Raw genomic sequence first — 25850 nt, 5'->3', positions numbered from 1 at the left:
CACCCGCGAAAGGTTAGAGTATTGACCATGATGACCCCCGTAAACGTCCACATTAAGCTGCTCGACCCCGAGCTGCCCGCCCCCGCCTACGCAAAGCCCGGCGATGCCGGCGCTGACTTGCGCTCCCGCATTGACTTCGATCTGGAACCGGGCGAACGCGCCCTTGTCCCCACCGGCGTGGCAATCGCCCTGCCCGAAGGTTACGTCGGTCTGGTGCACCCGCGCTCTGGCCTGGCGACAAAGAACGGTATCACCATCGTGAACGCACCCGGCACCGTTGATTCCGGCTACCGCGGCGAGCTGATGGTCACCCTGCTCAACACTGACAAGACCAAGTCCTTCCACGTGCAGCGCGGCGACCGCATTGCCCAGCTGGTCATTCAGAAGTACGAGCACGCAACCTTTACCGTGGTGGATGAACTGGAACAGACCGAACGCGGCTCCAGCGGCTTCGGCTCCAGCGGAATCCACTAGTCTGCTCTCACCGCGATTGTCGCACGAGAGAAGAGAAGAAACCCCCGCACCCTGTGTGTGGTGAAAGTAGGAATACCATGTTCGGATTTGGTAAGAAGAAGCGCACCGCCGAGGTTGAAGAGGCAAAGACCGAAGAGGCAGTCGAGGCGACCGAAGAAACCACTGAAGCTGAGGACAGCGCGGCTGAGGGCACCGAAGCTGACGCACCCGAGGTTATCAAGTACGACCGCGTTAACGGCCCGCACGACATCGAAGAAGTCACCACCGAAGACCTCGAAGATTACGTCGACCTGGGGGCACTGCGCATCAAGCTGCTCGATGGCATGAACCTGCGCCTCGAAACCGACGACGCAACCGGCGCGGTTATCGCCGCAACCATCACCCGCGACGGCGCAACCCTGCAGGTGCAGGCATTCGCCGCACCGCGCACCACCGGTATCTGGGACGATATCCGTCACGACCTGACTGAATCCGTCGCCTCCCAGGGCGGCAATGTCGAAATCTACGCTGGCGTATTCGGTGCCGAGATGCTCACTCGCCTGCCAGCCGTCACCCCGGACGGTAAGCCCGGCGAGCGCGTCGCCCGCTTCGTGGGTGTGGACGGCCCTAGCTGGTTCCTGCGCGGCGTCATCTCCGGCGCGGCTGTGCTCGGTGACGATAAGGCTGCCGCCTCCGCGGAAGAAGTATTCCGCACCATCGTGGTGGACCGTGGCGACGACCCGCGCCCGCCGCGTGAACTGCTGCCCATGACTCTGCCCGCCGACCTGATCGTTGCGGCTGAGGAAGAGCCCGCCGTTGAGCAAGAAACCGAGAATGAGCACAGCAAGCTGCGCCCGATGCCTCGCCGCGGCCCTGAGATTACCGAGATTGGCTAATGCCTGAGTTTTCGAACTACCCGAGTGCGTTCGCGGTTCTTGAGGAGCAGATTTTTGCTCCCGGGTACCCCGAGCGCTTTCGCGTACGCCTTGCCGGACGCGTGGAGCAGGTGTGGTTGCCGACTGCCCAGGATAAGCCGATGTACCGTGCCGAGCTGGTGGTGGCTAAGTCGAAGCCTCTGCAGTGGTCGAGCCCGCTGGCATTGATTGGTATGCCGATTGTGGAGCCGCCCGGTGAGGATTTCGAGGAGGACTCCGAGAAGCAGTACCATCTGAACACGGCGTCTTTGGCGACCGTGGTGGTGCAGGATCCGCACGAGGTGTCTTTCCCACCCTATGCACCGTTTACTCCGGGGGATAGGGTCATGCTCAAGTGGCAGGGCCAGCAGATGGTGCCCGGTGTACTTGCCGGTGTGCTGCTGCGCTGTTCTGGTGTGGTGTCTGTGAGGGCGCATCAGCCGGTGATTTATAACCCGCGCTATGAGATTGTGCCGCAGTTCTTTGTGGAAAAGGGAAAATATGAGCGCTGAGCAGTCTTCGACCCAGCCCAATCCGCACGCTAACCCCGCAATTAGCCCCGCAGATAACCCGGGGCAGGAGGAGAAGCAGCTGGCGCAGAGCCTGAGCGTCTCCATGGGTGCAAATATGCGCCGCACTGCTAACGGTGATGTGGATATTCTGCACGCTATTGGCGGCTGGCGCGGCCTGGTGGAATCCTCTCTGCCTGCTGTGGCGTTCCTGGCGCTGTTCACCGTGACGAAGCAACTGAACCTGTCCCTGATTGCGGCGTTGGCTGCGGCGAGCGTATTCACGCTGATTCGCCTGGTGCAGGGCTCTAAGCTGGTGAGCGCGCTGACCGGTCTGGTTGGCGTGGCAATCTGTGCGTTTGCTGCGTACCGTACCGGTAATGCGAGCGACTACTTTGTGGTCGGTTTCTGGACGAACGGCGTGTACATTCTGGCGTATCTGCTGTCGATGCTGGTGCGTTGGCCGCTGATGGGTCTGATCTTCGCGGTGATTCGCGGTGAGGCGCTGACCTGGCGTGAGAACCCGGCGCGTCTGCGCCAGTACATGTTGGCGACCTGGATTATTACCGTGCTGATGATGCTGCGCCTTGCTGTGCAGGTGCCTCTGTACTTCGCGAATAATGTGGAGGTGCTGGGCGCAACCCGCCTCATCATGGGCCTGCCGCTGTACGCTTTGGGCGTGTGGCTGGCGTGGCGTGTCTCGGCTCCCGAGGAGGCGCTGGTGAGCGAAGCCCCCGAGGCGCTGGATGCTGAAGTACCGGATGCTGAAGGCTCTGCGAACCGCTAAGGTAAGCCCGGCAACTTGTGCGCCTGAAACTTAGCGAAATAGCTTCATAAAAGTAAGCGAAAGCCCCGGTACCCGTATGGGTGACCGGGGCTTTTGTCCCCTCAAACCTGTGCCTCCTCAATTTTTTTTTGGGGGGGGGGAGAGAAAGAACCACGCCTCGCAACGCTTATGCGATCAGGGCTATGCGAACAGCGCGCGGATCTGATCCTCACCGGCAATGGTTGTGATGAAGAACAGCTCGTCACCGCCCTCAATCGCTACATCCGCACTGGGCGGAATCGGCGTACCGTCACGCAGAATCGCGGTGAGCACCGTATCGACGGGCCACTGTACGTGGTCTACACGGTAACCGATGACAGGGTGATCGTCCGGCACAGTGTACTCGGCAAGGGTCGCGCCGCCAGCCTGCAGGGTCAGCAGACGCACCACATCGCCGACTTCCACGGCTTCCTCGACGAGGGCGGTCATCAGGCGCGGGGTGGACACAGCAACGTCCACGCCCCAGGAGTCATCAAAAAGCCACTCATTACGTGGGTTGTTTACACGAGCCACGGTGCGGGGCACACCAAACTCACTACGAGCCAGCAGGGACACCATCAGGTTTGCCTTGTCGTCACCGGTTGCGGCAACGACCACGTCCGCCTTGTTCGGGTGCACCTGGCGCAACACGGACAGCTCGCAGGCGTCACCAATATGCCAGCGCACGCCGGGCAGATCGGCACGCTTCTTGGCTTCGGGCTTGGAGTCGATGATGGTCACGTCGTGGCTGTTCATCATGAGCTCTTTGGCGATGGAGGCGCCCACGGAACCGGCACCAACAATAAGGACCTTCACTTATTTTTTACCTTTCGAGGAGTCACGATGGCGGCCGATGAGCTCCACGGGATCGGGCAGCTCCGGGGGAGCGTCACCGAGGTGGAATTCATGTTCGACAACGAGGCGGTTGTTGTGCTTCTGCTCGGCGGGTTTCTTCGGGGCGTGGGGATGCTTGCTGTGTCCCGAGGCGGGGGTGTACTCCGCCTCCACTTCTTTGTCTTCAACGCGCGGCGGGCGGGAGAGGATGCGGGTTACGTCCGCAACGTCGTCGGTGTGCATCATCACGTGCACGCTATCACCCTGCTGGTAGGCAGTATCAGGGCGGGGGAGCATACCCTCACCGAAGCGGGTGACGTAGGCGATGCGCACCCCGGCGGCACTTTCGATGCTGGTCAGGGCGTGGCCTGCCCAACCGTCGTTGAGCGGAATTTCGGTGAGCATGAGGCGACCCGAGGGTTCACGGAAATCACCCTTGAGCGCCTGCTCGGGCAGCAGACGGCGCAGCACCTGGTCGGTAGACCAGCGCACCGAAGCGACCGTGGGAATGCCCATGCGCTGGAAGAACTCGGCGCGGTTTGGGTCGTACACACGCGCAACAACGTTCTTTACCTTGAACATTTCGCGTGCCACACGGGCGGCAATAATATTCGAGTTATCGCCCGAAGAGACGGCGGCAAAAGCGTACGCCTCGGTAATACCGGCACGCTTGAGGGTGTCCTCATCGAAGCCAACACCGGTCACCAGACGGCCTTCAAAGCCCTTACGCAGCGGCTGGAAAGCGCGTTCGTCCTGGTCAATGACGGCGACCGTATGCCCCGAAGCTTCCAGAGTGCGCGCCAACATGACGCCCACGCGCCCGGCGCCCATAATGACGAAGTGAGGCATACAACCCTCCGAATGTGTTGATGTTTTGTGTCGATAAGGCGTTACCGCCTACCTCTACCAGTGTAATGGGCGGGTGAGGTTCCGCGCCGATGCTCCGTGATATTCCGCTCGCCATGCCCACTATTCGGCTGAATAAAATTGAGCTTTGAAGCTGTGACCTATAGCCTTAACAGCGTGAAGAATCGTTGGGATAAGATGCGCATCGCCCTGACCGGCAGGCCGGTCAGCACGCGAAATCTTTCGGCTGTTAACCTGCCGAAGCGTTACGCTCTGCCTCTTTTCGGCACCGACGGTATCTCCTCGGTCGCCTACGCTGCCGACCAGATGATTCTGACCCTTGCCGCTGCGGGTGCCTCTGCGCTCGCTTTTTCGCCCTGGATTGGTTTGGGTGTAGCGATGGTGGGTCTGCTGGTGATTGGTACCTACCGGTACAACATTAACCAGATTGCCTCCGAGGGCGATATTCAGCTGGTGCACCACAAGCTGGGTGCGCTACCCTCGATTGTGATGGGCGCATCCTCGCTGATGGACTATATGCTCACGGTGGCGGTTTCGATGTCTTCGGCGTCCTCGTTTTTGGTGGCGCTGTACCCGCAGATTCAGGATTGGCGCACCCTCATTGCGGTGCTGCTCATTGTTGCTCTGACGCTGTTTGCGTTGCGCGGTGTGCAATTGCTGGGAAAGATTGCGTACTGGCCGTTGTACGTTTTCTTGGCGTTGTTGGGGGTCACCCTCATTGTGGGTTGGATTCGTGCCGCCATGGGTACTCTGCCGCTGGCTGAATCGGCTACATACGTGATTGCCCCCGAATACCACGATTATGCCCTGGAAGGGCTGGCGCTGGTATTGCTTCTGGCGCGTTCTTTCTCCGCAGGTGTGGTGGCGTTCTCGGGTGTTTCTACGATCTCTAATTCTGTGAAGTATTTCCGCCGCCCGAAGAAATATAATGCGGCGGTCACCATGATGCTGATGGGCGTGATTACCTCGGTCCTGCTGGTGAGCCTGCTCGGTTTTGCGGCGGCAACCCGTGTGCACATGGTGCACGATACGACCCGTTTTTTGTTCATTGACGGGCACACGCCAGGGGAGTACTTCCACCAGAAGCCGGCGCTGTATCAAGTGGCTTTGGCGATTTATCAGGGTATTCCGTTCTTCGCGCAGTTGCTGGTGTTTGCCACGGTGGGCGTGCTGATTATCGCCTCGCTGACTGCGTTTACGGGATTCCCGATGATTGCCTCGTCCCTGGCTGATTACCAGTACCTGCCGGTCTTCTTCCGCAGCGTGGAATCACGCGGGCTGTACGCGAATGGTGTGCTGGCGCTGTCGGCATTCTCAATTTTCCTCACCACCATTTTCGGTTCGGATGTGTACTCGCTGATTCAGCTGTACATTGTGGGCATGTGCCTGTCCATGGTGATGGTGCAGCTGGCGGTGGTGCGCTACCGCATACGCCTGCTGCGTATTACTCTCGCGCAGATACCGCGCCGCGCCCTGATTCGTGATATTGCTGTCTCTGCGGTGGGAGTGGTCGTGACCGCCGTGGTGCTGGTCATCGTCGTGGTGACGAAGTTTGCCGCCGGTGCGTGGCTTTCCCTTGGAATGATTGCCCTGATGGTTGGAGGTATGGTTGTGACTCGCCGCCATTATGATGCGGTGGATGCCGCCCTGGACGTCTCCCTGAACGCCGAATCCGTTGCGGATGTGGCAGCCCTGCCTTCGCGTGTGCACGCCATCGTGTACGTGGAGCGTGTGCGCCGCCCGGCGGTTCGTGCCCTCTCCTATGCGCGTGCCGGTCGCCCCTCCACGATTGAGGCGCTGACGGTCAACAACGACCGTGCTGCCCTGGAGATCGTGAAGAAGCGCTGGTACGCCCTCGGTATTCCGGTGCCGCTGTCGGTCATTGACTCGCCGTACCGTGACACGGTGGATGCTGTCGTCTCGTATATTCGCCGCCGCCGCAAGAAGTCACCCCGCGATATTTTGGTGGTGTACCTGCCGGAATTCGTGGTGAAGCACTGGTGGCAGCGTCTTCTGCACCGCCGCACGGTGCGCCTCCTCAAGCGGGCGCTTCTGCACGAGCCGGGCGTCATGACGGCCACCGTGCCCTGGGCGATGCATGAGGATGAGGTGTATGATGAGAATTTTGATCAGCGTTTACAAAGCGAAGAATCAACGGTAGAAGCAGAGGCCCCAACGGCATCTGTTGCCCCGAAGATTACTCGTTCTGCCGGTGGCGGCCGTGAACTGATTCAGAGCAACCGCCACGCGGTGTACCGCGGCCGCCTGCACGAGGCGGAAGCGGTGGTGAGCGAGAAGAAACGCCAGCCGTAATAATCGCCTGGTGCCTAGAAATAATTGCCCAGCGCCCTGCCCGGTCAATTGCCCTGCAACTTTGCTTGAACACCCCGTATAACGCCTGGACTTTGCCTTTTGCAATGGATGAGGCACCCCTTGCGGGGGCGTCGGAACCGGAGCGAAGGCACAATCGGGTGTAAAATAGTTCACATTAAGTGATTCTTTTAGGAGACAATGCTGTGACCCACACTGCTACCACGCCTGCCGCCTCCAACAACGTAGACGGATACAGCGTCGGGCAGACCCTCACCGTCACCTGTGAGGCACCCGCGCACGGCGGCGCCTTCGTAGCGCGTACCGAACAGGGCGTCATCTTCGTGCGTCACGGCATCGTCGGCGAACAGGCAGAAGTGCGCATCACCGCAATCGGCCCCAAGCGCCGCTTCTACTTCGCAGACGTCATCTCCGTATCCGTACCCTCCCTGGAACGCCGCCCCCACCCCTGGATTCAGGCGGATGCGCTCGCCACTGAAGAGGAACGCGCCACAGCAACCGGCGTACCCGAACTGCTCGGCGGCATGGAATATGGCCACATCAGCCTGGCCGAGCAGCGACACTACAAGACCGATATTGTCCGCACCCAAATCAACCGGCTGGGCGGCCTGCCCCTCGAATCACCCCTGCTGACCAACCTCATCGTTGAAGAGCTACCCCTGCGCGATAACAACGAAGGCCTGTCCTGGCGTACCCGCGTGCGCTACAACGTGACCAAGGTCCGCACCCAGCCCAGCGACCAGAAGAACAGCGGCAAGAAGAGCCCCGTCGTCACCTGGCGCGTCGGCATGCACCCCTACCGTGCCTCCCAGCCCGTACCGGTCATAGACTTTCCCCTCGCCGCACCCGAACTGCGTAACCTGGAGCTTGAGCGGCTGAACCTGCGCGGCGTACGCGAAGTCGAGGCAACCGTCTCCTCCCGAGGCAGGATCCTTCTGCAGTTCATCGTTGACCCGCGTTTCTCCATCGAAGAAGTCGCCAAGGACATCGAACAGCAGGCATCCGACGCCTGGGGACTGCTCGCCAAGCGCAAGATCTCCCTTTTCTTCACCCCGCAGTCCACCTCGAATGGCAAGCCCAAGCGCCGCCGCCCCGGCTCCGCCCACAGCCCCTACCGCCGCGTACCCGAAGGCGACCAGCTGCTCGGCGCGGGCCTGCGCTCCGTCACCGAAGAAGTCACCTTCGGCTCCCGCCGATTCAGCTACCAGGTGTCTGCCGGCGGCTTCTGGCAGATTCACCGCGCCGCCCCCTCCACCATGGTCGGAGCCATGCTCAACATGCTCCGCCCGCAGGAAGGTGAATGCACCCTCGACCTGTACGCTGGCGCGGGCCTGTTCACCGCCGCGCTCGCAGATGCCGTGGGTGCGACGGGTACCGTCATCAGCATTGAGGGTTCCCCGGTGACCCATAAGGATGCCCGCTCGAACTTCGCGCCTGATGGTTGTTCTCGCACGGAAAACTCTGCGGACACCCGTATTGAGGTGATTCGTGGCGACGTGGCACGCCACCTGGTCGATTTGAAGACCGCCCTTGAGTTTGGTGAAATCCCCGCTATTGATGCGGTGGTCCTTGATCCATCCCGTGAGGGTGCGAACCGAACCACCCTGGAACGCCTGGATGCGCTGGACCCCAAACGTATTCTGTACGTGGCATGTGACCCGGCATCCCTGGGGCGTGACACCGGTATTTTGCGTGAGCTGGGTTGGGACATGGTGCAGCTTCGGGCCTTTGATATGTACCCGAATACGCATCATGTGGAGTCGGTGGCGCTTTTTGAGCGTGCCCCGGCGAAGCCTCGTCCGCGCCGCCGCCGCACCACGTAGCGTGCAACTAGTTGCCGTTACAAAGAAGCACATAATTGCTGTGTTGGGCGGGTTGGGCTGTTCACCAGCCTACCCACTAGGGGTTATTTCAGGCTGTTTTCGCTCAATCCGGTGCGTCTTGCTCTGCGGGAGCATAAATCTGCTTTTTGGCACTGTAAACGGTAGAATCATTGAAGAACCAACGCACGGAATGAGCCGTGCCCCAACCTTGAGGAGTGTGGGTGTATGTCCGCTGAAAACGCATTGCCGCAGGAGGAGACCCCGAATAGCGTCCCCGGTGGCGCACCCACCGCTGACTACAGCATTGGCGATGGTGCCACTGCCAAGTTGCTCCCGGGTATTCAGTCCCCGGCAGACCTGCAGAACCTCAGCTACGAGCAGTTGGAGGAGCTCTCTAAGGAAATTCGCCAGTTCATCGTGACGAATGTGTCGGCAACCGGTGGTCACCTGGGTCCGAACCTGGGCGTTGTGGAGCTGACTCTCGGCATTCACCGTGTCTTCGAATCTCCTAAGGACAATATTCTTTTCGACACCGGCCACCAGTCCTATGTGCATAAGCTGGTGACTGGTCGTCACGCGTTTAAGACTCTGCGTCAGAAGGGAGGCCTGTCGGGTTACCCGGATCGCGACGAATCTAAACACGATATTATTGCTTCTTCGCACGCCTCCAGCTCGATTTCGTGGGCTGACGGTATTTCTCGCGCGCATAAGCTTAACGGCGAAGATGACCGCTACACCGTGGTTCTCATTGGCGACGGCGCGCTGACCGGTGGCATGGCGTGGGAAGCTGTAAACAATATTGCTGCCGACCGCACCCGCAAGGTCGTGATTGTGGTCAACGATAACGGCCGCTCCTACGCGCCGACTATTGGCGGTTTCGCAAACCAGCTGTCTGAGCTCAAGCACGGTGTGCAGCAGCAGGTGGATCGCGTGCGCCTTGACCACCGCTATGACAACGCCCTGGATGCTGTGCGTATCGGTCTACAGCGTGGCGGCCCCGTCGGTCAGATGGTGTACCGCGGTCTGCACGGCATGAAGGCGGGCATTAAGGACGTTGTCGTACCTAAGGGTATTTTTGAAGACCTGGGCATGAAGTACGTGGGCCCCATTGACGGCCACGACCAGCAGGCTGTGGAGAACGCACTGACCGCGGCGAAGAACTACGCCGGCCCGGTGATTGTGCATGCCATTACCGAGAAGGGCCACGGTTACGCGCCTGCCCGCGCGAATGAGGACGACCAGTTCCATGCGGTGGGCCAGATTGACCCGCTGACCGGTGAGGATGTTTCGACCAGCACCTCTGAATCGTGGACCAGCGTTTTTGGCCGCGAAATCGCGGATATTGCTGATGAGCAGGAGAACGTTGTCGGTATTACCGGCGCGATGCTCATTCCCGTGGGTCTGCGCGAATTTCAGAAGCGCCACCCCGAGCGCGTTATTGACGTAGGTATCGCTGAGCAGCACGCCGTGGCGATGAGTGCCGGCCTGGCGTACGGCGGTATGCACCCGGTGGTTGCCCTCTACGCAACCTTCCTGAACCGTGGCTTTGACCAGTTGCTCATGGACGTTGCTCTGCACAAGGCGGGCGTGACCGTGGTGCTGGACCGCTCCGGTATTACCGGTCCAGACGGCGCAAGCCACCACGGTATGTGGGATTTGGCGATGCTGCAGTTCATTCCGGGTCTGCACCTGGCGGCTCCGCGTGATGGTGCGACCCTGCGCGAAGAGCTGCGTGAAGCTGTAGCTATCAACGATGCACCGACCGTGATTCGCTACCCGAAGGGCTCCGTGGGCGAGGACATTCCCGCCCTGGAACGTCGTAACGACGGCGTGGATGTGCTGGCACGCACCGATAAACCCCACCCGGAGACCGGCCAGCGTGATGTGCTGTTCGTCGCTGTTGGTGCTATGGCCCGTGTGGCCCTGGAAGCCTCGAAGGTGCTTGCCGCCGAGGGTATCCAGTCCACCGTGGTTGACCCGCGCTGGGTGATGCCGGTGCCGTCTTCGGTTATTGAGTTAGCGCGTGATCACCGCATTGTGGTGACCATTGAGGACGGCGTACGTTCCGGCGGTGTGGGTTCACGCATCCGCCAGGAAATGCGTGCGGCCGGTGTGGATACCGCGCTGAGCGAGCTGGGTCTTCCGGCGGAGTTCATTCCGCACGCTTCCCGCGAGCAGATTCTGGAAGAGGTCGGCCTGACTGCGGAAACCATTATCGCTGACCTGCGTGCGCAGCTGGCTGGCGATAAGGTTCCATTCGCTCGTGAAGAGGGCCAGAAGCCGCGCCACACCCGCTAGATATTCCGGTCTGCGCTTCCCTCAGCCATCGGCTCTCAGCGGTAGATTCTCAATAATAGACAGCATAGGCAGACAGAAGCCCCGCCCATCAGTTGTGATGGGCGGGGCTTTGCTGTATGCACTATGCGGTATCCACTATACGGGGCACTATCGGCCAGTGCCTGAGCTTATGAGCATGAGAAGTAGTGGTTTTAGGAATTGTTAGTAGTGCCGCTGACGAAAATCTTGCCGCCTTTCACCTGCACCGGGTAGCTGGTCAGAGGCGCCTCCGCAGGGCCGTGCACTACTGAGCCGTCAGCTACGGCGTATTCGGAGCCGTGGCAGGGGCACACGATACGGTTGGAGTCCTGCACCTGTACCTGACAACCTTGGTGGGTGCACACGGTGCTGAACGCCTTGTATTCACCTGAAGAGGGCTGTGACACGATAACAGTCGTGGAGCCATGGGTCAGACGCGCCGCCTTGCCCACACCCACAGCGGAGGCAGAACCTACCTCAATGGTACCTTCAGGTGCGGTGACGGCGGAGTCCTCCTCAGCGCAGGAAGCAAGTAGGGCACCGGACGCGACGGCACCGGTGACGAGGGTTGCGCGTCGGGAGAGGACGCGCGCAGAAGATTCAGTCTCGGCGGTAGCTGCTACGGTATCGACAGCATTAGATTCGATGGCGGCAGATGCAGTGGGCGAGGAGTATGCCTTCTGAGAGCGGCAGCATCCGTTGGGTGCGGGCATGGTGGGTCCTTTCGTGTACTCTCTCCACCCTAAGCCGGTTTAGGATAAAAAGCGAATGAGAGCAGGCTAAGCTTGGTTTGTATTGCTCCCGAGACAAATTTCTGAGGCAAACTTCCGAGGCACACAAAATGCCGGTCGGGTGGGCGCATCAGCAACACACCCAACCGGCACACGTCTATTTAGCATTAGTGAAAGCTACCCTAGATGGCGGGCAAAAATCGGCGCAATCACGGGGGCAACCAGCCCCGTCTGCCACGGACGCGCACCGTACTCGGCGAGTGCATCTCCCAGGGTCTGCTCGTCAAAACGAGCCGGTGGCTCCCAGCAGAGGCGGCGAACATAATCGGTCGTAATCAGGTTCTGCGCCGGAATAGTCAGCTTCTCCGAGAGCTCATCAATGGCATGACGAACCTCGGTGAACAGCACCAAGTTTTCGGGGCGTTTGGACTCCCACGCCTTCAACGGTGGCGGGGCAGTCGACGGCAAAGTGAACGGTACGGCGTTCTCGCCGCGTGCCGCCGCGGCAATAGCACGCACCCAGCGCGGGCCCTCACGACGCAGACCGCGCGTCTGAAAACCGGGAATCGCCATGATGGCGGGAACGTTACGCGGCATGATGCGTGCCGCCTCCACAATCGCAGAGTCAGGCAGCAGACGCTTCGCGTCGACGTCCTTTTTACGTGCCAGCGAGTCACGCTCATGCCACAGGTTACGCAGTGCCGTCAGCTGTTTGACGGAACGCAACATCGTGCGGCCCTTCGTCTTACGCCAACGCTCCGGCTGATCCATCGGATCCTTCACCGGGGTCTTGCACAGGTACTCGAACTCCTCCAGGGCGTACTGCAGCTTGCCCTGCTGGCGGAGCAAATCCTCCAACGCGTCACGCAAATCAATGAGCACGTCAACGTCCAGCAGCGCATAGTTCAGCCACGACTCCGGCAGGGGGCGGCGCGACCAGTCTTCCTTCGAGTGCTTCTTCGCCAGCTTATAGCCGAGCAGCTCCTCAACGGTCGCACCCAGGTTCACGCGCTCCAAACCGGCCAGGCGCGCACCAAGCTCCGTATCAAACAGGCGGTTCGGGCGCATACCGAGCATGTCTAGGCTCGGGAAGTCCTGAATTGCGGCGTGAATAACCCACTCAGCATTCGCCAAAGCATCGTTAATAATGCGCAAATCCTTAAACGCCTCAGGGTCAATCAGGTACAGCTGATCTTCACGCTTTAGCTGCACCAAAAAGGCGCGTGAACCGTAGCGGATGCCCTGGGCACGCTCCGTATCAATAGCGACCGGGCCGGACGCCGCGGCCAACTGCTCAGCGGCACGATGCAGACCGCTCTCAGTGGTGATGAGAGTCGGAATCGGTGAGGAAGGGGCCTCCAGAGGAACAACATCCGGAACTTCGATACCGTGAAGGGTCAGCTGAGGGGTGCCTGCGGCATTCTGTTCAGCTGCGGTACTCATGCACTCAATCCCTTTCCTCTGTCTGGTTCGACGCGCCCATATGATGCGCCAGATGCCCGGGTAGGCGTACACCCAAGCAAATATAAGCCCTGGCGGGGTGGCGTGCACGCGAAGGCACTACGCCATTCTACCCGCCCGAGCTTAAAGCCTCGAATTTAGAGAGACTCATAATAAGGGGTTCACCGGTGTTCCCGCTGGGGTCATCGCCGGGCTTTATTCGGCGGTTTCCGCCTCGTCAGCTGGCGCCTCGTCAACCGGAGCATCACCAGCCGGGGCCTCACCGGGCTGTGCTTCACCAGCCGGGGTCAGCGTCAAACACACCGAATTAATGCAATATCGCAAATCCGTTGGAGTTGGGTAACCCTCACCCTCAAACACGTGACCCAGGTGCGAATCGCAGGCGGCGCAACGCACCTCCACACGGCGCATACCGAACGTCGTATCCTCCAGGTAACGCACACGATCCTCGGCCAGCGGCGCGAAAAACGACGGCCAACCACAATGCGAATCGAACTTCTCACCAGAACGGAACAGCTCCGTACCGCAAGCACGGCAAGAATACACACCCTCCGTGTGGGTGCTCCAGTACTCGCCAGTGAATGCGCGCTCGGTGCCGCCCTCACGTAGAACAGCGTACTCTTCAGGCTTGAGAACTTCACGCCAGTTCTTAGCGATAGCACCCACGCCGGGTAATGAGTTGCCCATCATGACTCCTTCAGTTTGCTCTCATGCTCAGGCTCTTACAGCTCACATAACGCCGCGGCTGGGCGGATTATTCCCGCTACGCGCGGATATCAGCGTACTTGCCGTTGGTCAGCTTCAGTAGGTCGTCTGGGGCGAGCTCAACATCCAGGCCGCGCTTACCGCCAGAGACCATAATCGTGTCAAAAAGCTGCGCAGACTCATCCAGCAGGGTGGGGGAGGGAGTCTTCTGACCCAGCGGAGAAATACCGCCCACCACGTAGCCGGTGCGGCGCTCAGCGACCTTCGGGTCGCACATGGAGGCGCTCTTCCACCCCAGAGCAGCGGCGGCTGCCTTAATGTTCAGCTTGCCAGACACCGGCACGATTGCGACCGCGAAATCCTTCTCGTGCACAATCAGTAGGGTCTTGAACACCTGTTCCTCGGAGGCGCCGAGGTTCTTCGCGGCCTCTTCACCGAAGGAGGTGACACCCTCAACGTGCTCGTATTCGCGCATCTGGAAGGGGGTATTCGTCTCGGTCAGCAACGCTACGGCGGCGGTTGCTGCGCCACTCTTCTTACCTTTAGTTTTCTTAGCCATAGACACCATTTTACGGAAGTCACCATGCACTGTGGGGTGCGTTTATGATCCTGCCGCCGCCCCTCCTCATGCCCGTAATGTGGCGGGCAACTCATGAGGCTCACGCGGGGTGTTAGACAGTACTACACTTAAAGCGAATGTCACATCGCCGTCACTGAAGAAAAGAGTTTTTGTGCCCACCACGACCGTACACTTGACCGACCGCATCCCTCGCGTTTCTGCTGATGAGTTGCTGGCGGGTTTCCGACCCTCTGAGCGTTTTGGTGAAGTGTCTTTTGATAGCTATATTCCCGACCCGAATCAGCCGTCGCAGGCTGAGGCCGTGCAGAAGCTGAAGGATTTTGGCGACAAGATTAATGGTGGCGGTGCTGGTGCCGGTTTCTTTGGTCGCCTATTTGGTGGCAAGAAGAAGGATTCGACGAAGGCTGGCCTGTACCTTGACGGCGGTTTTGGTGTGGGTAAGACTCACCTGTTGGCGTCGCTGTGGCATTACGTGGATGGCCCGAAGGCGTTCGGTACTTTTGTGGAATACACGAACCTGGTGGGTGCGTTGACGTTCCGTAAGACGGTTGAGGCGTTGAGCAGCTACAAGCTGGTGTGTATTGACGAGTTTGAGCTGGATGATCCGGGTGATACTGTGCTCATGTCTCGTCTGATGCGTGAGCTGGCGGATGCTGGCGTGAAGCTTGTGGCGACCTCAAACACGCTGCCTGGTGCACTGGGTGAGGGCCGTTTCGCGGCTGAGGATTTTAAGCGTGAGATTCAGGTGCTTGCTTCGCAGTTTGAGGTGCACCGTGTGGATGGTGAGGATTTCCGTCACCGTGGCCTGCCTGCCGCGCCGGAGCCTGTTGCTGATGATGCGTTTGATACGAAGGTTGAGGAAGTGTTCGGCGGCCAGACTGTTGGCATTGATAACTTCGCTGACCTGGTGGAGCATCTGGCGAAGGTGCACCCGTCGCGTTACCGTCAGCTGATTGATGGCTTAGGTGGTATTGCGTGGCGTAATGTTCACCCGATTACTGAGCAGTCGGTGGCGTTGCGTTTTGTGGTGTTGGCTGACCGCCTGTATGACAAGGACTTGCCGATTGTTTCTTCGGGTGTGCCTTTTGACAAGGTGTTTACTGAGGAGATGCTGGCTGGTGGTTATCAGAAGAAGTATTTCCGTGCGGTGTCTCGTTTGACTGCGTTGGCTCGTGAGGGCATGCTCGGCGAATCTGAGTAGCCGCCGCCTGACGCTGCGAAACTGGGCAGCGTGAACTGCGCCGAAAAGTTTATATAGTAAAGGCCCCCGCCGGATGCTCCATGAGAGGATCCGGCGGGGGTCTTTGTTTGTCTTTGACTAGTCTTCGTTATCAAGCTTGAAGCTCTGCAAGCCTAGCTGGGGACTGTACACGAGTTCGTAATCGCAGAGTTTATACGAGTACATGCCTGCTTCGACCTCTTCGAAGGGCAGGATGAGCTGCCCCTCCAGCATGAATGATTTCTGCCAGCTCTCGATGCGTTCCTTCTCCAACCGGTCGAGTGCAACGTCGAACCGGAGTTTCCCACTCTGTTTCCCACTCTTGATGCGGTGGTTGGGTGCATCTGAGTACTGGTAGGGGAGTCGAATCGATGAAGCCGCAAGTTGCATGCTCTGCCAGTAAGTCGGTGGATCATCGGCTGAAGCGTCAAAGCGGAGAGAATCAGCCTCGTCTGTGCCGTTGATGGAAGGCAAGAGCCAGTAGCTTTTAATCGCGCTCTTGGTATTGCCCGGTTGGTTCCGTTCTACAACGATTGCGATAACTTCCAGGGATGCATCGGTGTCGCGAACCTTCGCCTCACCGATTTGCTCGTCAGAGAATCGCAAGTCATCAGGCTTAAGGAGACGTTTCATGCAGTCCGCCATGGTGTGCTGGTCACCATCAGGTGCACAGAGTAGATAGCCTTTAGCTCGGACCTTGGCTTGTTCCTTAACCTTATCGCACTCCTGCTTGGCGCTCTCGTAGACTTCTGCCCAAGCACTAGGAATCTCAGCAGATGTATTTTCTTGATAGGTCTTCTGTACCAGAGGACTAATGTCCGTAGGAATTCGAATAGGTTCACCCTCGAAGTGGGGGAGTAGCTGTGCGTAGCTGCTGAGCAGAATCATCGGCTCATAGACTGCCTTCGATCCACGAGGGAAGTCGGGTGCCTCAATGTGTGAGCCGAAAGTTTCAACTCCTCGCACGTAGCACACCGGCTTGCGGTATGCGGGGGTGCGTTCTGAGTTGTTGCGGCTATCGTGACGGTGTAGACGTCCCATGCGCTGAAGTACCAGGTCGACCGGCGCGAAGTCGGTAATCATTACGTCAAAGTCCAGGTCAAGCGACTGCTCGATGACCTGCGTACCCACCACAATGAGGCTGTGCGGGCGCGAAGGATCCTCCCCCTCAGCTTTGCTGTAGTGTGCCTTCTTGCCGAGCTTGGAGACAAGAATTTCTTCTTGCTCAGCGCGGTGTGTGGCGGTAAAGCGAGAGTGCGTGAGGATTACGTGCTCTTCGCCGAACTGTCCACTCAGGAAGGCGTGCATTTCCTGGGCTCGTCCAACGGTGTTGCAGATGACTGCGGCGCATCCGTGGTCATTGGCGAGCGGTTCGAGTACCTTCAGGACGCTTTCGGGGCTGTCATCAATGAGCTTCAACTCGATTTCGGTTTGCTCTACGGGTTGTTCAACCTTCCATTTCTTAGGTGTTCCGTTATCTTCGGCGGTGAGCGTGTGAATGACGGGGTAATCCAAATCAAGAGGAGAATTTTCAGTCACGGCAGGCGTTGAAGGTGCCTGATTTTTCGCAATATTCGCCATCATTCGCGCCATCATGTCATTCTGGGGTGCCGATGAAGATGCAGGCGCCTTGTGCTGCGGCTCCGCCCCAATTTTTAGACCATTGGCATAGCTCTCCATGAGATCATCACGAGTAGCTGACGGCAGGGTTGCGGACATGAGAATGACGGGCGCATTCATCTGACCCAGCCAGTAGAGCGCAGCAGAGAGATACCGGCTCATGTATACGTCGTAGGCGTGAACCTCATCAATGATGATGACCTTAGACGCAAGCCCAAAGTATCGGAGCATCACATGCCGTGCTTGCAGGGCAGTCATGAGAACCTGGTCGATGGTACACACAACGAAGCTGGAGAGGAGCCCCTTCTTGGTACCGCTGAGCCAGCTGTGTCGTGCTAGAGACGTTCCGGGGCGTAGTGTTTTTCGGTTGTTTTCTTGTTTAGAGGCAGAAGACTCATCGAAAATATCTGCTTTAGAGAGCGCCTCATAGGACTTGTTGAAACGATTCTTGGAGTGGCCCAGGAACATAGAGTGTGGTTCAAGAGATCCGCCGTGTTCTTGCGCCACAATGTTTGTCTGGTATTTCACCCATTCTATAACACGGTCAAAGAGAGCATTCGATGTTGCCTGGGTTGGGGCCGCGAAGGCTACTCCGGTGCGTCCAGTCGCCTGCGCAAGAAACTCTGCAGCGATGAGACCGGCTTCGGTTTTACCCTGACCCATGGGTGCTTCGATGCACATCATGCCGCCGCTTTGCATGGAGCGTGCCGCTTCGACTACGACTTCCTGCATTGGGCGTAGGGTGGGATTCTGCCACCCAAAACGGGAAGTATAGAGATCAGCTGCAGGGGTGTCGGGGTTGGTATCCAGTGCGGCGGTCCAGCGCTGTTCAAGCCCGAGCGCTTGCCAACCGATGCGCGCTCGCTGTTCCTGCTCGGCCGAACCGAAGGTTCCCATGGGGAAGAAATCAGGGTTTGAAGCAATCCAGTCTGACATGATGACGAAACCGGTAATGCAGAATTGCACGGAGATGGGGATGGTCTGTCCGTGCTGTGCTAGCTGCTGTAGCGCCGAGGATGCACCGAAACGTTCCAGGGTGATGTCGTAGAGTTCCTGCCAGGTTGCATGCCATTGGGAGGAGAGGCGCTCCAAAATGACATTGCTCAAATCTGTGGAGGCAGGGAGATAGTCTGCAGGCGTGCCGTGGTGCGCGCCGGAAATGCTTGCGAGAGTTACAGCAACTTCACTCGGCATGCTCTCGACATTGTTCGTGAGCAAGTGAGCGAGGATGCTTTGACTGTATTTACTGTGGGGGCAGCGCATACTGCTAGTGGGGGTCACCAGGTCTTCGGGGAACTCAAAATCCTGCTGCTCGATACGCTGACGGTATATAGCGAGGTTTTCGTCGCGTCGCGCATCGAGTTGCCCGGAGAATTCTGGGGTTGCCTTACCCATATCGTGGGTGGCAGCGAGCCAGCATACGAGCGCTCGTGTATCTTCCATGGAAAGGTGGAGGTGCTCACTGAATCGCTTCTGCAGACCGGGAGCGAGCCATGTATCCCAGAGTCGGGCGGCAACAGAACCGGCGTCGAGCATGTGCTGAACGAGGGAGAGGCCGCGGGTAGGGGAGTCATTGTCTCCTGTTTTTGCCCAGAATGATGCCGTTTCAGGTGTTGAAAGTTGGTTGGAGCTCGGTGCCATGGGTTCCTCCTATAACGGTAGAATAGTGTGTGCCTTACTGTGATGCGAGGCGTATGTTCCCCGAAGCAGACGGGGATGAGCCAGTATTTATAAAATTGGTTGATGTGGTCCCCGCGCTAGCGGGGATTCTGCTTCCGTTGCTTCAGATTTTACTCTACACCTTATAAATATCAAAGGTATTAATAAATTGGTAGATTTACTTGACTTAACCTTTTTGCTACTCCTATAGTGGAATTATCAAGCCACTGGAGGTCCACCAAGAACCCCCTGACAAGGCTTAATTACCTGGTCTACTCTCATTGTGGACCTGAGTCCGATATTCTGCTCGCTTGTTCGTCATTCGACAAGGAGCTGATTTCAAAGAAGAAAGGAGTGGGAATGGTTACTAAAGAAGAACCTAGGTTCAATCTTGTAGATGAAGCATGGATTCATGCACGACTTAAGTCGGGCGAAGTGGTCGAGCTGTCTCTGCGTGATTATTTCAAGCGGGTGTATGAGATTGACCGAATTCAGACGGATAACCCGCTGACGGATACTGCAATCTTGGGTGTTGTACTCATTATCTTTGCGCGTGCCACTTTTCTTAGCGAAGGCGTTAAGACCTTTGGTGGTGCGGCTCCCTGGATTCGCCAGATGCGAGAGCCTGATGCTGACAATCTGGCTGCTGTTCTGGGATACCTTGAAATTTTTAAGGACCGTTTCTGGTTGGTAGGTGGTGACCGCCCCTTTATGCAGGTGCATGATTTGCACACGGCTAAGGGAGACACGAAACCCGTTAGTCGCTTGCTTTTGGACTCGGAGAGCGAGTACTTCTCGGTTCGTGCTGAAAAAACCTTGGACTCTCTGAGCTTTGCCGAGGCAGCACGCTACCTGCTGACGATTCAAGCCTGGGATTATTCCGGTATTAAATCTGGCGCAGTGGGTGACCCCCGTGTTAAAGGCGGTAAGGGCTACCCTCTGGGTGTTGGCTGGTACGGCACCACCGGTAAGGTGATTGTTCACGGTGCCAACATCATGGAAACCCTGCTGTACAGCCTCGACTATGGGCAGCTGACTGATGAAGAGTCGTTTGCGCTTGACCTCCCGGTATGGGAGCGCGCTGAGCCTGATACCGCAGCACCGCGTGCGTACACTGGTGGTCCTGCGGCTCAGTACAAGGATCAGCCGGTGCCCGCGAACGGCATGTGCGAGATTTTGACCTGGCAGTCACGTCGTATCCGTCTGCATCATGACGGCGAGCGCGTAACTTCGGTCCTTGTTGCTAATGGTGATAAATGGTTTGACCGCAATACCTATACTGACCCTCTGACGGGTTATCGCTACAGCAAGAATCAGTCGTCGAAGACTGAACAGGTGTGGATGCCTCAGGCTCATTCGGCTGAACGTACCCTGTGGCGTGGCGCTGATGCTCTGCTGACTCGTCTCACCCCGGAATCTGAGAAGCAGAATAAGCCTGCTCCTGTGATTCGTCAGCTGGGTTCGGGAAGGTACTTTCCGACTGATGCGGAGGTGCAGGTTCAGCTGGTAGGTGTTGAATACGGCAACCAGAGTGCCGTGATTGAGAACATTATTTCTGACTCGATGACCCTTGAGCTTTCTCTGCTGACTGATGAAGGTGTGAGCACCTCCCAGATGGTGCGTGAAAATATTCAGGCAACTATGGACGCAGCAATTGCTCTGGGACAGTTCGCGGGTAATTTGTTGCGTGCCGCAGGTCGGGAATATGAATTCCGTGCAGATGCTACCGAAGCCGTACTTAACCGTATGGAAGTGTCTTTCCGCCTCTGGCTTGCAGGTCAGGGGGCAACAGAGGACATCTCCGCTAGGAAGGAAGAATGGCAGCGTCTAGTGCGTACCGCTATCCAGCATGAAGTGAACATCCTTATCGATAGTGCAGGACCCAAGGCTATGCTTGGTTTCTTTGGTAAGGATCTTTCGGGGAACGAAGTTCTTTACAGTGTCGCTCACGCAGAACGGCAGCTCCATGCGCGTCTGCGTAAGATTATCCCTTTGGCTTATCAAGCCTCTACCTCTCACTCACCTCAGGAGGACACTAATGAGTGACCGTACTGCGCAGAATGACCTGCAGCAGTTTATCGCTGCAAAGGTGATGCGCCTTTACCACCAGAAGAGTAGCGGTGTTTCATCTGCTACTGCACAGCTGGCGAAGCTTCGCCGTGGAACGGGCGAACCGCCCTTGGCTCATCCTGAGCTTTGGGGATTCGTCTTGGAGAAGGAAGACGGTACTGAAGGTATCCCTGAAGAGTACCGAGGCAAGAGCGACCAGCCAAGTAACGCGGAGAATGCCACGTACACTGCTTTGACTCTTTTTGCTCTGCATCAGCAGTCGCAGAACCAGCCTATGCATGTTGCAGGTGTTTCTTTTGGACAGGCAGTCGGTCGCTTGGTTAGTCAGACTACTTCTTCGATGAAGAAGCGTTTTGATTCTCTGCTGACCGCTCAGACGGAGAACGCTCGCCAGCATTACTTGCGTAGTCTGATTACTCTGCTCCGTTCCGAAGGTATTGCCTTTGATTACGGTCGATTTGCGGTGGATTACATGTATCTTATGAACCCTACGACGCGTCAGAAGGTGCTGTACTGCTGGAACCGTGACTTCTCCTACGGGCTCATCCCTGTTCGCGCTGCTGCGAACAAAACCACTAAGTAACTATTACCCCTGAAAGAAGGAAAAAAATCATGACTACTTTCGTCGACATCCACGCCCTGCAGACCCTGCCCCCGTCGAACATTAACCGTGACGACACCGGCAGCCCCAAATCCGCTTTCTTTGGCGGCGTTCAGCGTCAGCGTGTTTCCAGCCAGGCTTGGAAGTCCGTTATTCGCCGCGATTTTGAGTCGCACCTTGACCGCTCGAAGCTGGGTGTACGTACCCGCCTGGTTGCTGACAAGGTAGTGGCACGTATCCTGGATCTTGCGCCCGAGTTCGATGCTGAGAAGGCTGAGACGGCTGTCGTTGAGGCGTTCAAGGCAGCAAAGATTAAGCTGGAGAAGCCTAAGAAAAAGGAAGACGAAGAAGCAGGCCGCGCTGTTTCTGGCTACCTGATTCTGCTGAGTAACCAGCAGATTGACAAGCTGGCACAGGCAATTATTGACGCTAACGGCGAGAAGCTCGTTGCGAAGGATGTTAAGGAAATCCTTGACACCAACCACAGCGTTGATATTGCTCTCTTCGGTCGTATGCTGGCAGAAGCAGCCGACTTCAACGTTGACGCCGCATGCCAGGTAGCACACGCTCTGAGCGTTCACGGTTCCGAACCCGATTTTGACTACTACACTGCAGTGGATGACGTCGTTCGTTCTTCCGATGACTCGAACGGTGCGGGCATGATCGGCACCATTGAGATGGCGGCAAGCACCTTCTACCGCTACGCCAACATCAACCTGGATGCACTGAACGCTAACCTGGGTGATACTTCTGCAAGCGTTGAAGCAACCCTGGCGTTTGTCCGCGCGTTCATCAATTCTATGCCTACCGGTAAGCAGAATTCTTTCGCCGCACGCACCCTGCCTGACGCGGTTATCGTAACCGTTCGCAACGACCGCCCCATCTCCTACGTGAACGCCTTCGAGAAGGCTATTACCGAGGTTGAGGGACGCCGCGTGGCTGCAGCTCGTGCGCTCGCATCTGAGGCTAAGAACATTGAAGAAGCATATGGTTACAAGCCTGTCGCTTCGTACGTTCTGGCTTTGGGTGACCTCAAGAAAGAACTGGCTGATCTTGGCGAGTCTGTTTCTTTGAAGGGTCTGTTGGAGTCCCTGGAAACTCAGCTGACTGCTCTCACCTCTCAGGAGTCCTAATGCCTACCCTGCTCTTGAAGATGAGCGGGCCGTTGCAGTCATGGGGCACTCAGAGCCGTTTCCGTCGCCGTGATGCCGGACATGAGCCGAGTAAATCTGGCGTGATTGGAATGGTTGCTGCAGCCTTGGGGCGCTCGCGTAATGAGCCGGTTGACGACCTGGTTTCGTTGAGGTTCGCGGTGCGTACGGATGCCTCGGGTACCCTGATTCGTGACTATCAGACCGCTAAGAATTGGGCTAAAAGCCCGAATGGTGCGGCTTCTCTTTCGACTCGTATGTACCTTTCGGATGCTGTTTTTGTGGTGGCTCTGGAAGGTGAACGTGAACAGCTGGAGACTATTGAGTCTGCGTTGAAGAAGCCCGTGTATCCTCTGTATCTTGGGCGGCGCGCATGCCCGGCTGGTTACGACCTTGTCCTGGGCATCCTTGAGGAGTCTGCTGAGGAAGCTCTGCATTCGTTGGAGTGGCAGGTTCCTGAGTATCGTCGTAAGGATTTTCCGAGCCCGGTAGCGTTGCGCATCCTGCGTGATGCAATACCTGGTGAGCGTGGTGATTTGGTTCAGGATATTCCGGTGAGTTTCAGCCCGGAGCATCGTCAGTATGCTTCGCGTGAGGTTGTATCGGTTGAGCCTGTCCTCGTTAATGTCAAGGAAGATCAGCTTGCACAGAACACGGAGGAAGGGGCTTCTGCGAAGAGCTCTTCTGCCCAGGATTCTGAGCCTGATTACATGAAGGCGGTGATGGAAGCGTGACGTATTTTTCTCGTTTCATGATTAATCCGCGGCGTCGTGGTGCGTGGAAGTTGTTGCGTAGCCCGCAGGCGATGCATGCAGCCGTGATGGCGACTTTGCCGCCGGATACGGATTATTCTGAGGGTCGCATCCTGTGGCGTTTGGATGAGTCTAAGCATGCTCCGGTTCTGTACATGTTGAGCCCTGAGAAGCCTGATTTTTCGGCCCTTGTGGAGCAGGCTGGTTGGCAGACTCGCCCTGGTGAGAGCGCTCATTATGGCCGTTTGCTGGCGAAGCTGGAGAACGGTCAGGAGTGGGCTTTCCGTCTTGCCGCAAACCCTGTGAAGCGTCACACGAATAAGCAGACGGGTAAGCGTGAAGTGTTCCCGCACGTGACGGCCGAGCAGCAGCAGGCATGGATTCGTGAGCGTGCTCCGCAGTGGGGATTTGAGGTAATTCCTACTGTTGAAGGTCAGGATATTGAGGAGTGCCCGATGGTTTCTTCTCGTCAGGACCTTGCGTTTGCCCGCCGTAATGCTGATGGCAAGGTTGGTAGGGTGACTCACCGTAAGGCTCAGTTTGATGGTGCTCTTCGCATCACTGATGTTGAGCTGTTCCGTCAGTCTCTGCTTTCCGGTATGGGCAGAGGTAAGGCGTACGGTATGGGCCTTCTGACGTTGGCGCCTCTGTCCCGCTAGGTAATGCGGGTGAAGGGCGGGGGACTGTTCTGTGTGATAGTGCCCCGCCCTTTCTTTATTCACTCATACTTTTTGTGCCGATGCTGGCACGTTGATGTTCATAGGAGAAGATCATGCAGGGGGCTATTCCTCCGAGCTCGTCTGAGCTGTTTCGTAGTTCTGACCGTTTGAGTTTTGTGTATGTGGAGCATGCGATGATTTCCCGTGCGGATAGTGCGGTGACGTTTGTGAAGGAAGAGGGCGTGGTTCATTGCCCTGCTGCGAGTTTGAGCGCTTTGCTGTTGGGGCCGGGTACCCGTATTACTCATCAGGCGATGGCTTTATTGGGGGAGTGCGGCACGACTGTAGTGTGGGTTGGCGAGCAGGGTGTTCGTTATTATGCGAGCGGCAAGTCTGTGGCGCGTTCTTCGCGTCTGTTGATTGCTCAGGCGAAGCTGGTGTCGAATACGCGGAGCCGTTTGGCTGTGGCGCGCATGATGTATCAGTGGCGTTTTCCTGGCGAGGATACGAGCGAGCTGACGATGCAGCAACTGCGCGGTAGGGAAGGCGCGAGGGTGCGTTCTGTGTATAGGCAGTGGTCTGAGCGGACTGGTGTTCCGTGGGAGCGCCGTGAATATGATCCGAACAATTTTTGTGATGGGTCTCCGATTAATCAGGCGTTGTCGGCTGCTCATGCTGCGTTGTATGGGATTGTTCATGCGGCGATTGTGTCTTTGGGGTGTGCGCCTGGGCTGGGTTTTGTGCATACGGGGCATGCTTCTTCTTTTGTGTATGACATTGCTGATTTGTATAAAGCGGAGGTTACGATTCCTGCTGCGTTTGAGGTGGTTTCTGGCTATACGGAGGGGATGGATATTGGGTCTGTGACGCGTAGGGCGGTGCGTGACCGTATTCGTTCTGAGAAGGTGATGGAGCGGGCTGTGCGTGATATTCAGCGGCTTCTGTTGTCTGAGGAGGTTCCTGAGGAGATGCTTGATAGTACTGAGATGCTTTTGTGGGATGAGCACACGGGAGGTACTACGGCGCGTGTGAATTTCTCTGGAGATGAGTCATGATTGTGATTGTGTTGTCTGCTTGTCCGGTGAGTCTTCGTGGTGATTTGACGAAGTGGCTTTTGGAGATTAATCCTGGTGTGTTTGTTGGTCGTGTGAGCGCCAGGATTCGTGAGAAGTTGTGGGCCCGTGTGTTGGAGTCGGGTGGTGCTGGTAAGGCAACGATGGTGTTTCCGGCGGATAATGAGCAGCGGCTTGAGTTTCGGGTGAATAATGCGGATTGGGAGCCTGTGGATTTTGAGGGTGTGAAGCTGATTTATCGTCCGGTGGTTCGTAAAACGGTGCCGAAATCTGGGTGGAGTAAGGCGAGTAAGTATCGCCGTGCTCGCAGGGGTTAGTAGCGGCTGCTTATCGTGTATTCTGGATGCAGGCTCTGGCTCCAAAGTGATTCTATTTTGCTGATGTAGGGGGTAAATCCCCATGTCAGCAAGTGTGTTCCCCGCGCGAGCGGGGATGAGCCGCTGCTTCACCCCATTCGCTTTGGTGTTGTACAGTGTTCCCCGCGCGAGCGGGGATGAGCCGTCCGTGAGTGCAAGAAGCGCAACACCCCCGTAGTGTTCCCCGCGCGAGCGGGGATGAGCCGACATCACCACCCCCACGATTTACGAAACCCGGGTGTTCCCCGCGCGAGCGGGGATGAGCCGGTATCTATTTCCCCACTCACAACATGTACGGCGTGTTCCCCGCGCGAGCGGGGATGAGCCGGGGTGCGCCGTGAATAGGCAGGAATGCATGGCG

General features: G+C 57.6%; 22 protein-coding genes and 1 CRISPR repeat array (1 of these 23 only partly in view). Of the genes, 15 read left to right on the top strand and 7 right to left on the bottom strand.

The features are described 5' to 3' along the window. Positions 1-27 precede the first annotated feature (27 nt). The 4 genes from dut (at position 28) to ACUXHH_RS05295 (ending at position 2663) form a co-directional block, all read left to right on the top strand. Positions 28-474 (top strand): dUTP diphosphatase, encoded by a 447-nt coding sequence (gene dut / locus ACUXHH_RS05310; protein ID WP_279754605.1) that lies wholly within the window; start codon positions 28-30, stop codon positions 472-474. A gap of 77 nt (positions 475-551) precedes the next feature. Then, positions 552-1349 carry a DUF3710 domain-containing protein gene (locus tag ACUXHH_RS05305; RefSeq protein WP_279790495.1) on the top strand — a complete coding sequence of 266 codons (798 nt, stop codon included), beginning with the start codon at positions 552-554 and terminating at the stop codon, positions 1347-1349. Next, complete coding sequence (locus ACUXHH_RS05300) at positions 1349-1879, top strand: asparaginase (protein WP_279740588.1); 531 nt, start codon at positions 1349-1351, stop codon at positions 1877-1879. The genes ACUXHH_RS05305 and ACUXHH_RS05300 overlap by 1 nt, the downstream gene beginning before the upstream one ends. After that, positions 1869-2663 (top strand): DUF3159 domain-containing protein, encoded by a 795-nt coding sequence (locus ACUXHH_RS05295; protein WP_279790493.1) that lies wholly within the window; start codon positions 1869-1871, stop codon positions 2661-2663. Before ACUXHH_RS05300 ends, ACUXHH_RS05295 begins: the two co-directional genes overlap by 11 nt. 180 nt (positions 2664-2843) lie before the next feature. Here the strand turns inward: ACUXHH_RS05295 and ACUXHH_RS05290 are convergent, their stop codons facing one another. Then, entirely contained in the window at positions 2844-3497 is a 654-nt protein-coding gene (locus ACUXHH_RS05290; RefSeq protein ID WP_279740592.1) for a potassium channel family protein, read from the bottom strand. Beyond that, positions 3498-4364, bottom strand: coding sequence for a potassium channel family protein (locus ACUXHH_RS05285; protein ID WP_279788656.1), 867 nt, complete (start codon positions 4362-4364; stop codon positions 3498-3500). A 195-nt stretch (positions 4365-4559) separates the two neighbouring features. Here ACUXHH_RS05285 and ACUXHH_RS05280 point away from each other — a divergent pair, with 195 nt between their 5' ends. The 3 genes from ACUXHH_RS05280 to dxs all read left to right on the top strand — a co-directional run bounded on the left by ACUXHH_RS05280 (position 4560) and on the right by dxs (position 10834). Beyond that, positions 4560-6695 (top strand): APC family permease, encoded by a 2136-nt coding sequence (locus ACUXHH_RS05280; protein WP_279790574.1) that lies wholly within the window; start codon positions 4560-4562, stop codon positions 6693-6695. Between the two features lie 203 nt (positions 6696-6898). Next, entirely contained in the window at positions 6899-8536 is a 1638-nt protein-coding gene (locus ACUXHH_RS05275) for a class I SAM-dependent RNA methyltransferase (protein ID WP_458390974.1), read from the top strand. Between the two features lie 225 nt (positions 8537-8761). Continuing rightward, on the top strand, positions 8762-10834 hold the full coding sequence (dxs, locus tag ACUXHH_RS05270) for a 1-deoxy-D-xylulose-5-phosphate synthase (RefSeq protein WP_279790490.1): 2073 nt from the start codon (positions 8762-8764) through the stop codon (positions 10832-10834). Positions 10835-11025: 191 nt separating this feature from the next. Here dxs and ACUXHH_RS05265 read toward each other — a convergent pair whose 3' ends face one another. From ACUXHH_RS05265 to ybaK, 4 genes are all read right to left on the bottom strand, one after another. Beyond that, positions 11026-11565, bottom strand: a complete 540-nt coding sequence (locus ACUXHH_RS05265) for a Rieske (2Fe-2S) protein (RefSeq protein WP_458390973.1) — start codon at positions 11563-11565, stop codon at positions 11026-11028. Positions 11566-11760: 195 nt separating this feature from the next. Beyond that, positions 11761-13026 carry an HRDC domain-containing protein gene (locus ACUXHH_RS05260; RefSeq protein WP_458390972.1) on the bottom strand — a complete coding sequence of 422 codons (1266 nt, stop codon included), beginning with the start codon at positions 13024-13026 and terminating at the stop codon, positions 11761-11763. Between the two features lie 213 nt (positions 13027-13239). Continuing rightward, positions 13240-13731, bottom strand: a complete 492-nt coding sequence (gene msrB / locus ACUXHH_RS05255; protein WP_458390971.1) for a peptide-methionine (R)-S-oxide reductase MsrB — start codon at positions 13729-13731, stop codon at positions 13240-13242. Positions 13732-13807: 76 nt separating this feature from the next. Continuing rightward, the gene (gene ybaK, locus ACUXHH_RS05250) at positions 13808-14308 is read right to left on the bottom strand and encodes a Cys-tRNA(Pro) deacylase (protein ID WP_005506356.1); all 501 of its coding nucleotides are present in this window, start codon (positions 14306-14308) and stop codon (positions 13808-13810) included. A 172-nt stretch (positions 14309-14480) separates the two neighbouring features. Between ybaK and zapE the strand changes: the two genes are divergently transcribed. Then, complete coding sequence (zapE, locus tag ACUXHH_RS05245) at positions 14481-15530, top strand: cell division protein ZapE (protein WP_458390970.1); 1050 nt, start codon at positions 14481-14483, stop codon at positions 15528-15530. 117 nt (positions 15531-15647) lie between these two features. On the opposite strand, the gene cas3 is transcribed toward zapE, so the two are convergent. Then, positions 15648-18809 (bottom strand): CRISPR-associated helicase Cas3', encoded by a 3162-nt coding sequence (cas3, locus tag ACUXHH_RS05240; RefSeq protein WP_458390969.1) that lies wholly within the window; start codon positions 18807-18809, stop codon positions 15648-15650. A 378-nt stretch (positions 18810-19187) separates the two neighbouring features. Here cas3 and casA point away from each other — a divergent pair, with 378 nt between their 5' ends. The 7 genes from casA to cas2e all read left to right on the top strand — a co-directional run bounded on the left by casA (position 19188) and on the right by cas2e (position 25450). After that, positions 19188-20873: a type I-E CRISPR-associated protein Cse1/CasA gene (casA, locus tag ACUXHH_RS05235; protein WP_458390968.1), complete on the top strand. Its 1686-nt coding sequence runs from the start codon at positions 19188-19190 to the stop codon at positions 20871-20873. Continuing rightward, complete coding sequence (gene casB / locus ACUXHH_RS05230; protein WP_458390967.1) at positions 20866-21480, top strand: type I-E CRISPR-associated protein Cse2/CasB; 615 nt, start codon at positions 20866-20868, stop codon at positions 21478-21480. Before casA ends, casB begins: the two co-directional genes overlap by 8 nt. 29 nt (positions 21481-21509) lie before the next feature. Further along, positions 21510-22631 carry a type I-E CRISPR-associated protein Cas7/Cse4/CasC gene (cas7e, locus tag ACUXHH_RS05225; RefSeq protein ID WP_458390966.1) on the top strand — a complete coding sequence of 374 codons (1122 nt, stop codon included), beginning with the start codon at positions 21510-21512 and terminating at the stop codon, positions 22629-22631. After that, positions 22631-23383 carry a type I-E CRISPR-associated protein Cas5/CasD gene (gene cas5e, locus ACUXHH_RS05220; protein ID WP_458390965.1) on the top strand — a complete coding sequence of 251 codons (753 nt, stop codon included), beginning with the start codon at positions 22631-22633 and terminating at the stop codon, positions 23381-23383. The genes cas7e and cas5e overlap by 1 nt, the downstream gene beginning before the upstream one ends. Beyond that, positions 23380-24060, top strand: a complete 681-nt coding sequence (gene cas6e / locus ACUXHH_RS05215; RefSeq protein ID WP_458390964.1) for a type I-E CRISPR-associated protein Cas6/Cse3/CasE — start codon at positions 23380-23382, stop codon at positions 24058-24060. The genes cas5e and cas6e overlap by 4 nt, the downstream gene beginning before the upstream one ends. A 113-nt stretch (positions 24061-24173) precedes the next feature. Next, entirely contained in the window at positions 24174-25115 is a 942-nt protein-coding gene (gene cas1e / locus ACUXHH_RS05210; RefSeq protein WP_458390963.1) for a type I-E CRISPR-associated endonuclease Cas1e, read from the top strand. Then, complete coding sequence (gene cas2e / locus ACUXHH_RS05205) at positions 25112-25450, top strand: type I-E CRISPR-associated endoribonuclease Cas2e (protein ID WP_458390962.1); 339 nt, start codon at positions 25112-25114, stop codon at positions 25448-25450. Before cas1e ends, cas2e begins: the two co-directional genes overlap by 4 nt. A 94-nt stretch (positions 25451-25544) precedes the next feature. Further along, a CRISPR array of direct repeats spans positions 25545-25850; the repeat unit is 29 nt; unit sequence GTGTTCCCCGCGCGAGCGGGGATGAGCCG (it continues 2594 nt past the right edge of the window).

The organism is Rothia sp. 110740021-2 (assembly GCF_054263775.1).
The sequence above is the reverse complement of the archived record's forward strand: the minus strand, read 5'-3'. Positions and strand labels throughout refer to the sequence as shown.

Excerpts from the sequence above, each read along its gene's own strand:
- ACUXHH_RS05300 (WP_279740588.1), top strand. The coding sequence starts at position 1,349 with ATGCCTGAGTTTTCGAACTACCCGAGTGCGTTCGCGGTTCTTGAGGAG.
- cas1e (WP_458390963.1), top strand. The coding sequence starts at position 24,174 with ATGCAGGGGGCTATTCCTCCGAGCTCGTCTGAGCTGTTTCGTAGTTCT.
- casA (WP_458390968.1), top strand. The coding sequence starts at position 19,188 with ATGGTTACTAAAGAAGAACCTAGGTTCAATCTTGTAGATGAAGCATGG.
- cas3 (WP_458390969.1), bottom strand. The coding sequence starts at position 18,809 with ATGGCACCGAGCTCCAACCAACTTTCAACACCTGAAACGGCATCATTC.
- ACUXHH_RS05260 (WP_458390972.1), bottom strand. The coding sequence starts at position 13,026 with ATGAGTACCGCAGCTGAACAGAATGCCGCAGGCACCCCTCAGCTGACC.
- cas7e (WP_458390966.1), top strand. The coding sequence starts at position 21,510 with ATGACTACTTTCGTCGACATCCACGCCCTGCAGACCCTGCCCCCGTCG.
- casB (WP_458390967.1), top strand. The coding sequence starts at position 20,866 with ATGAGTGACCGTACTGCGCAGAATGACCTGCAGCAGTTTATCGCTGCA.
- ACUXHH_RS05295 (WP_279790493.1), top strand. The coding sequence starts at position 1,869 with ATGAGCGCTGAGCAGTCTTCGACCCAGCCCAATCCGCACGCTAACCCC.
- dut (WP_279754605.1), top strand. The coding sequence starts at position 28 with ATGATGACCCCCGTAAACGTCCACATTAAGCTGCTCGACCCCGAGCTG.
- cas2e (WP_458390962.1), top strand. The coding sequence starts at position 25,112 with ATGATTGTGATTGTGTTGTCTGCTTGTCCGGTGAGTCTTCGTGGTGAT.
- ACUXHH_RS05265 (WP_458390973.1), bottom strand. The coding sequence starts at position 11,565 with ATGCCCGCACCCAACGGATGCTGCCGCTCTCAGAAGGCATACTCCTCG.
- msrB (WP_458390971.1), bottom strand. The coding sequence starts at position 13,731 with ATGGGCAACTCATTACCCGGCGTGGGTGCTATCGCTAAGAACTGGCGT.
- ACUXHH_RS05280 (WP_279790574.1), top strand. The coding sequence starts at position 4,560 with ATGCGCATCGCCCTGACCGGCAGGCCGGTCAGCACGCGAAATCTTTCG.
- ACUXHH_RS05285 (WP_279788656.1), bottom strand. The coding sequence starts at position 4,364 with ATGCCTCACTTCGTCATTATGGGCGCCGGGCGCGTGGGCGTCATGTTG.
- cas5e (WP_458390965.1), top strand. The coding sequence starts at position 22,631 with ATGCCTACCCTGCTCTTGAAGATGAGCGGGCCGTTGCAGTCATGGGGC.
- ACUXHH_RS05305 (WP_279790495.1), top strand. The coding sequence starts at position 552 with ATGTTCGGATTTGGTAAGAAGAAGCGCACCGCCGAGGTTGAAGAGGCA.
- ybaK (WP_005506356.1), bottom strand. The coding sequence starts at position 14,308 with ATGGCTAAGAAAACTAAAGGTAAGAAGAGTGGCGCAGCAACCGCCGCC.
- dxs (WP_279790490.1), top strand. The coding sequence starts at position 8,762 with ATGTCCGCTGAAAACGCATTGCCGCAGGAGGAGACCCCGAATAGCGTC.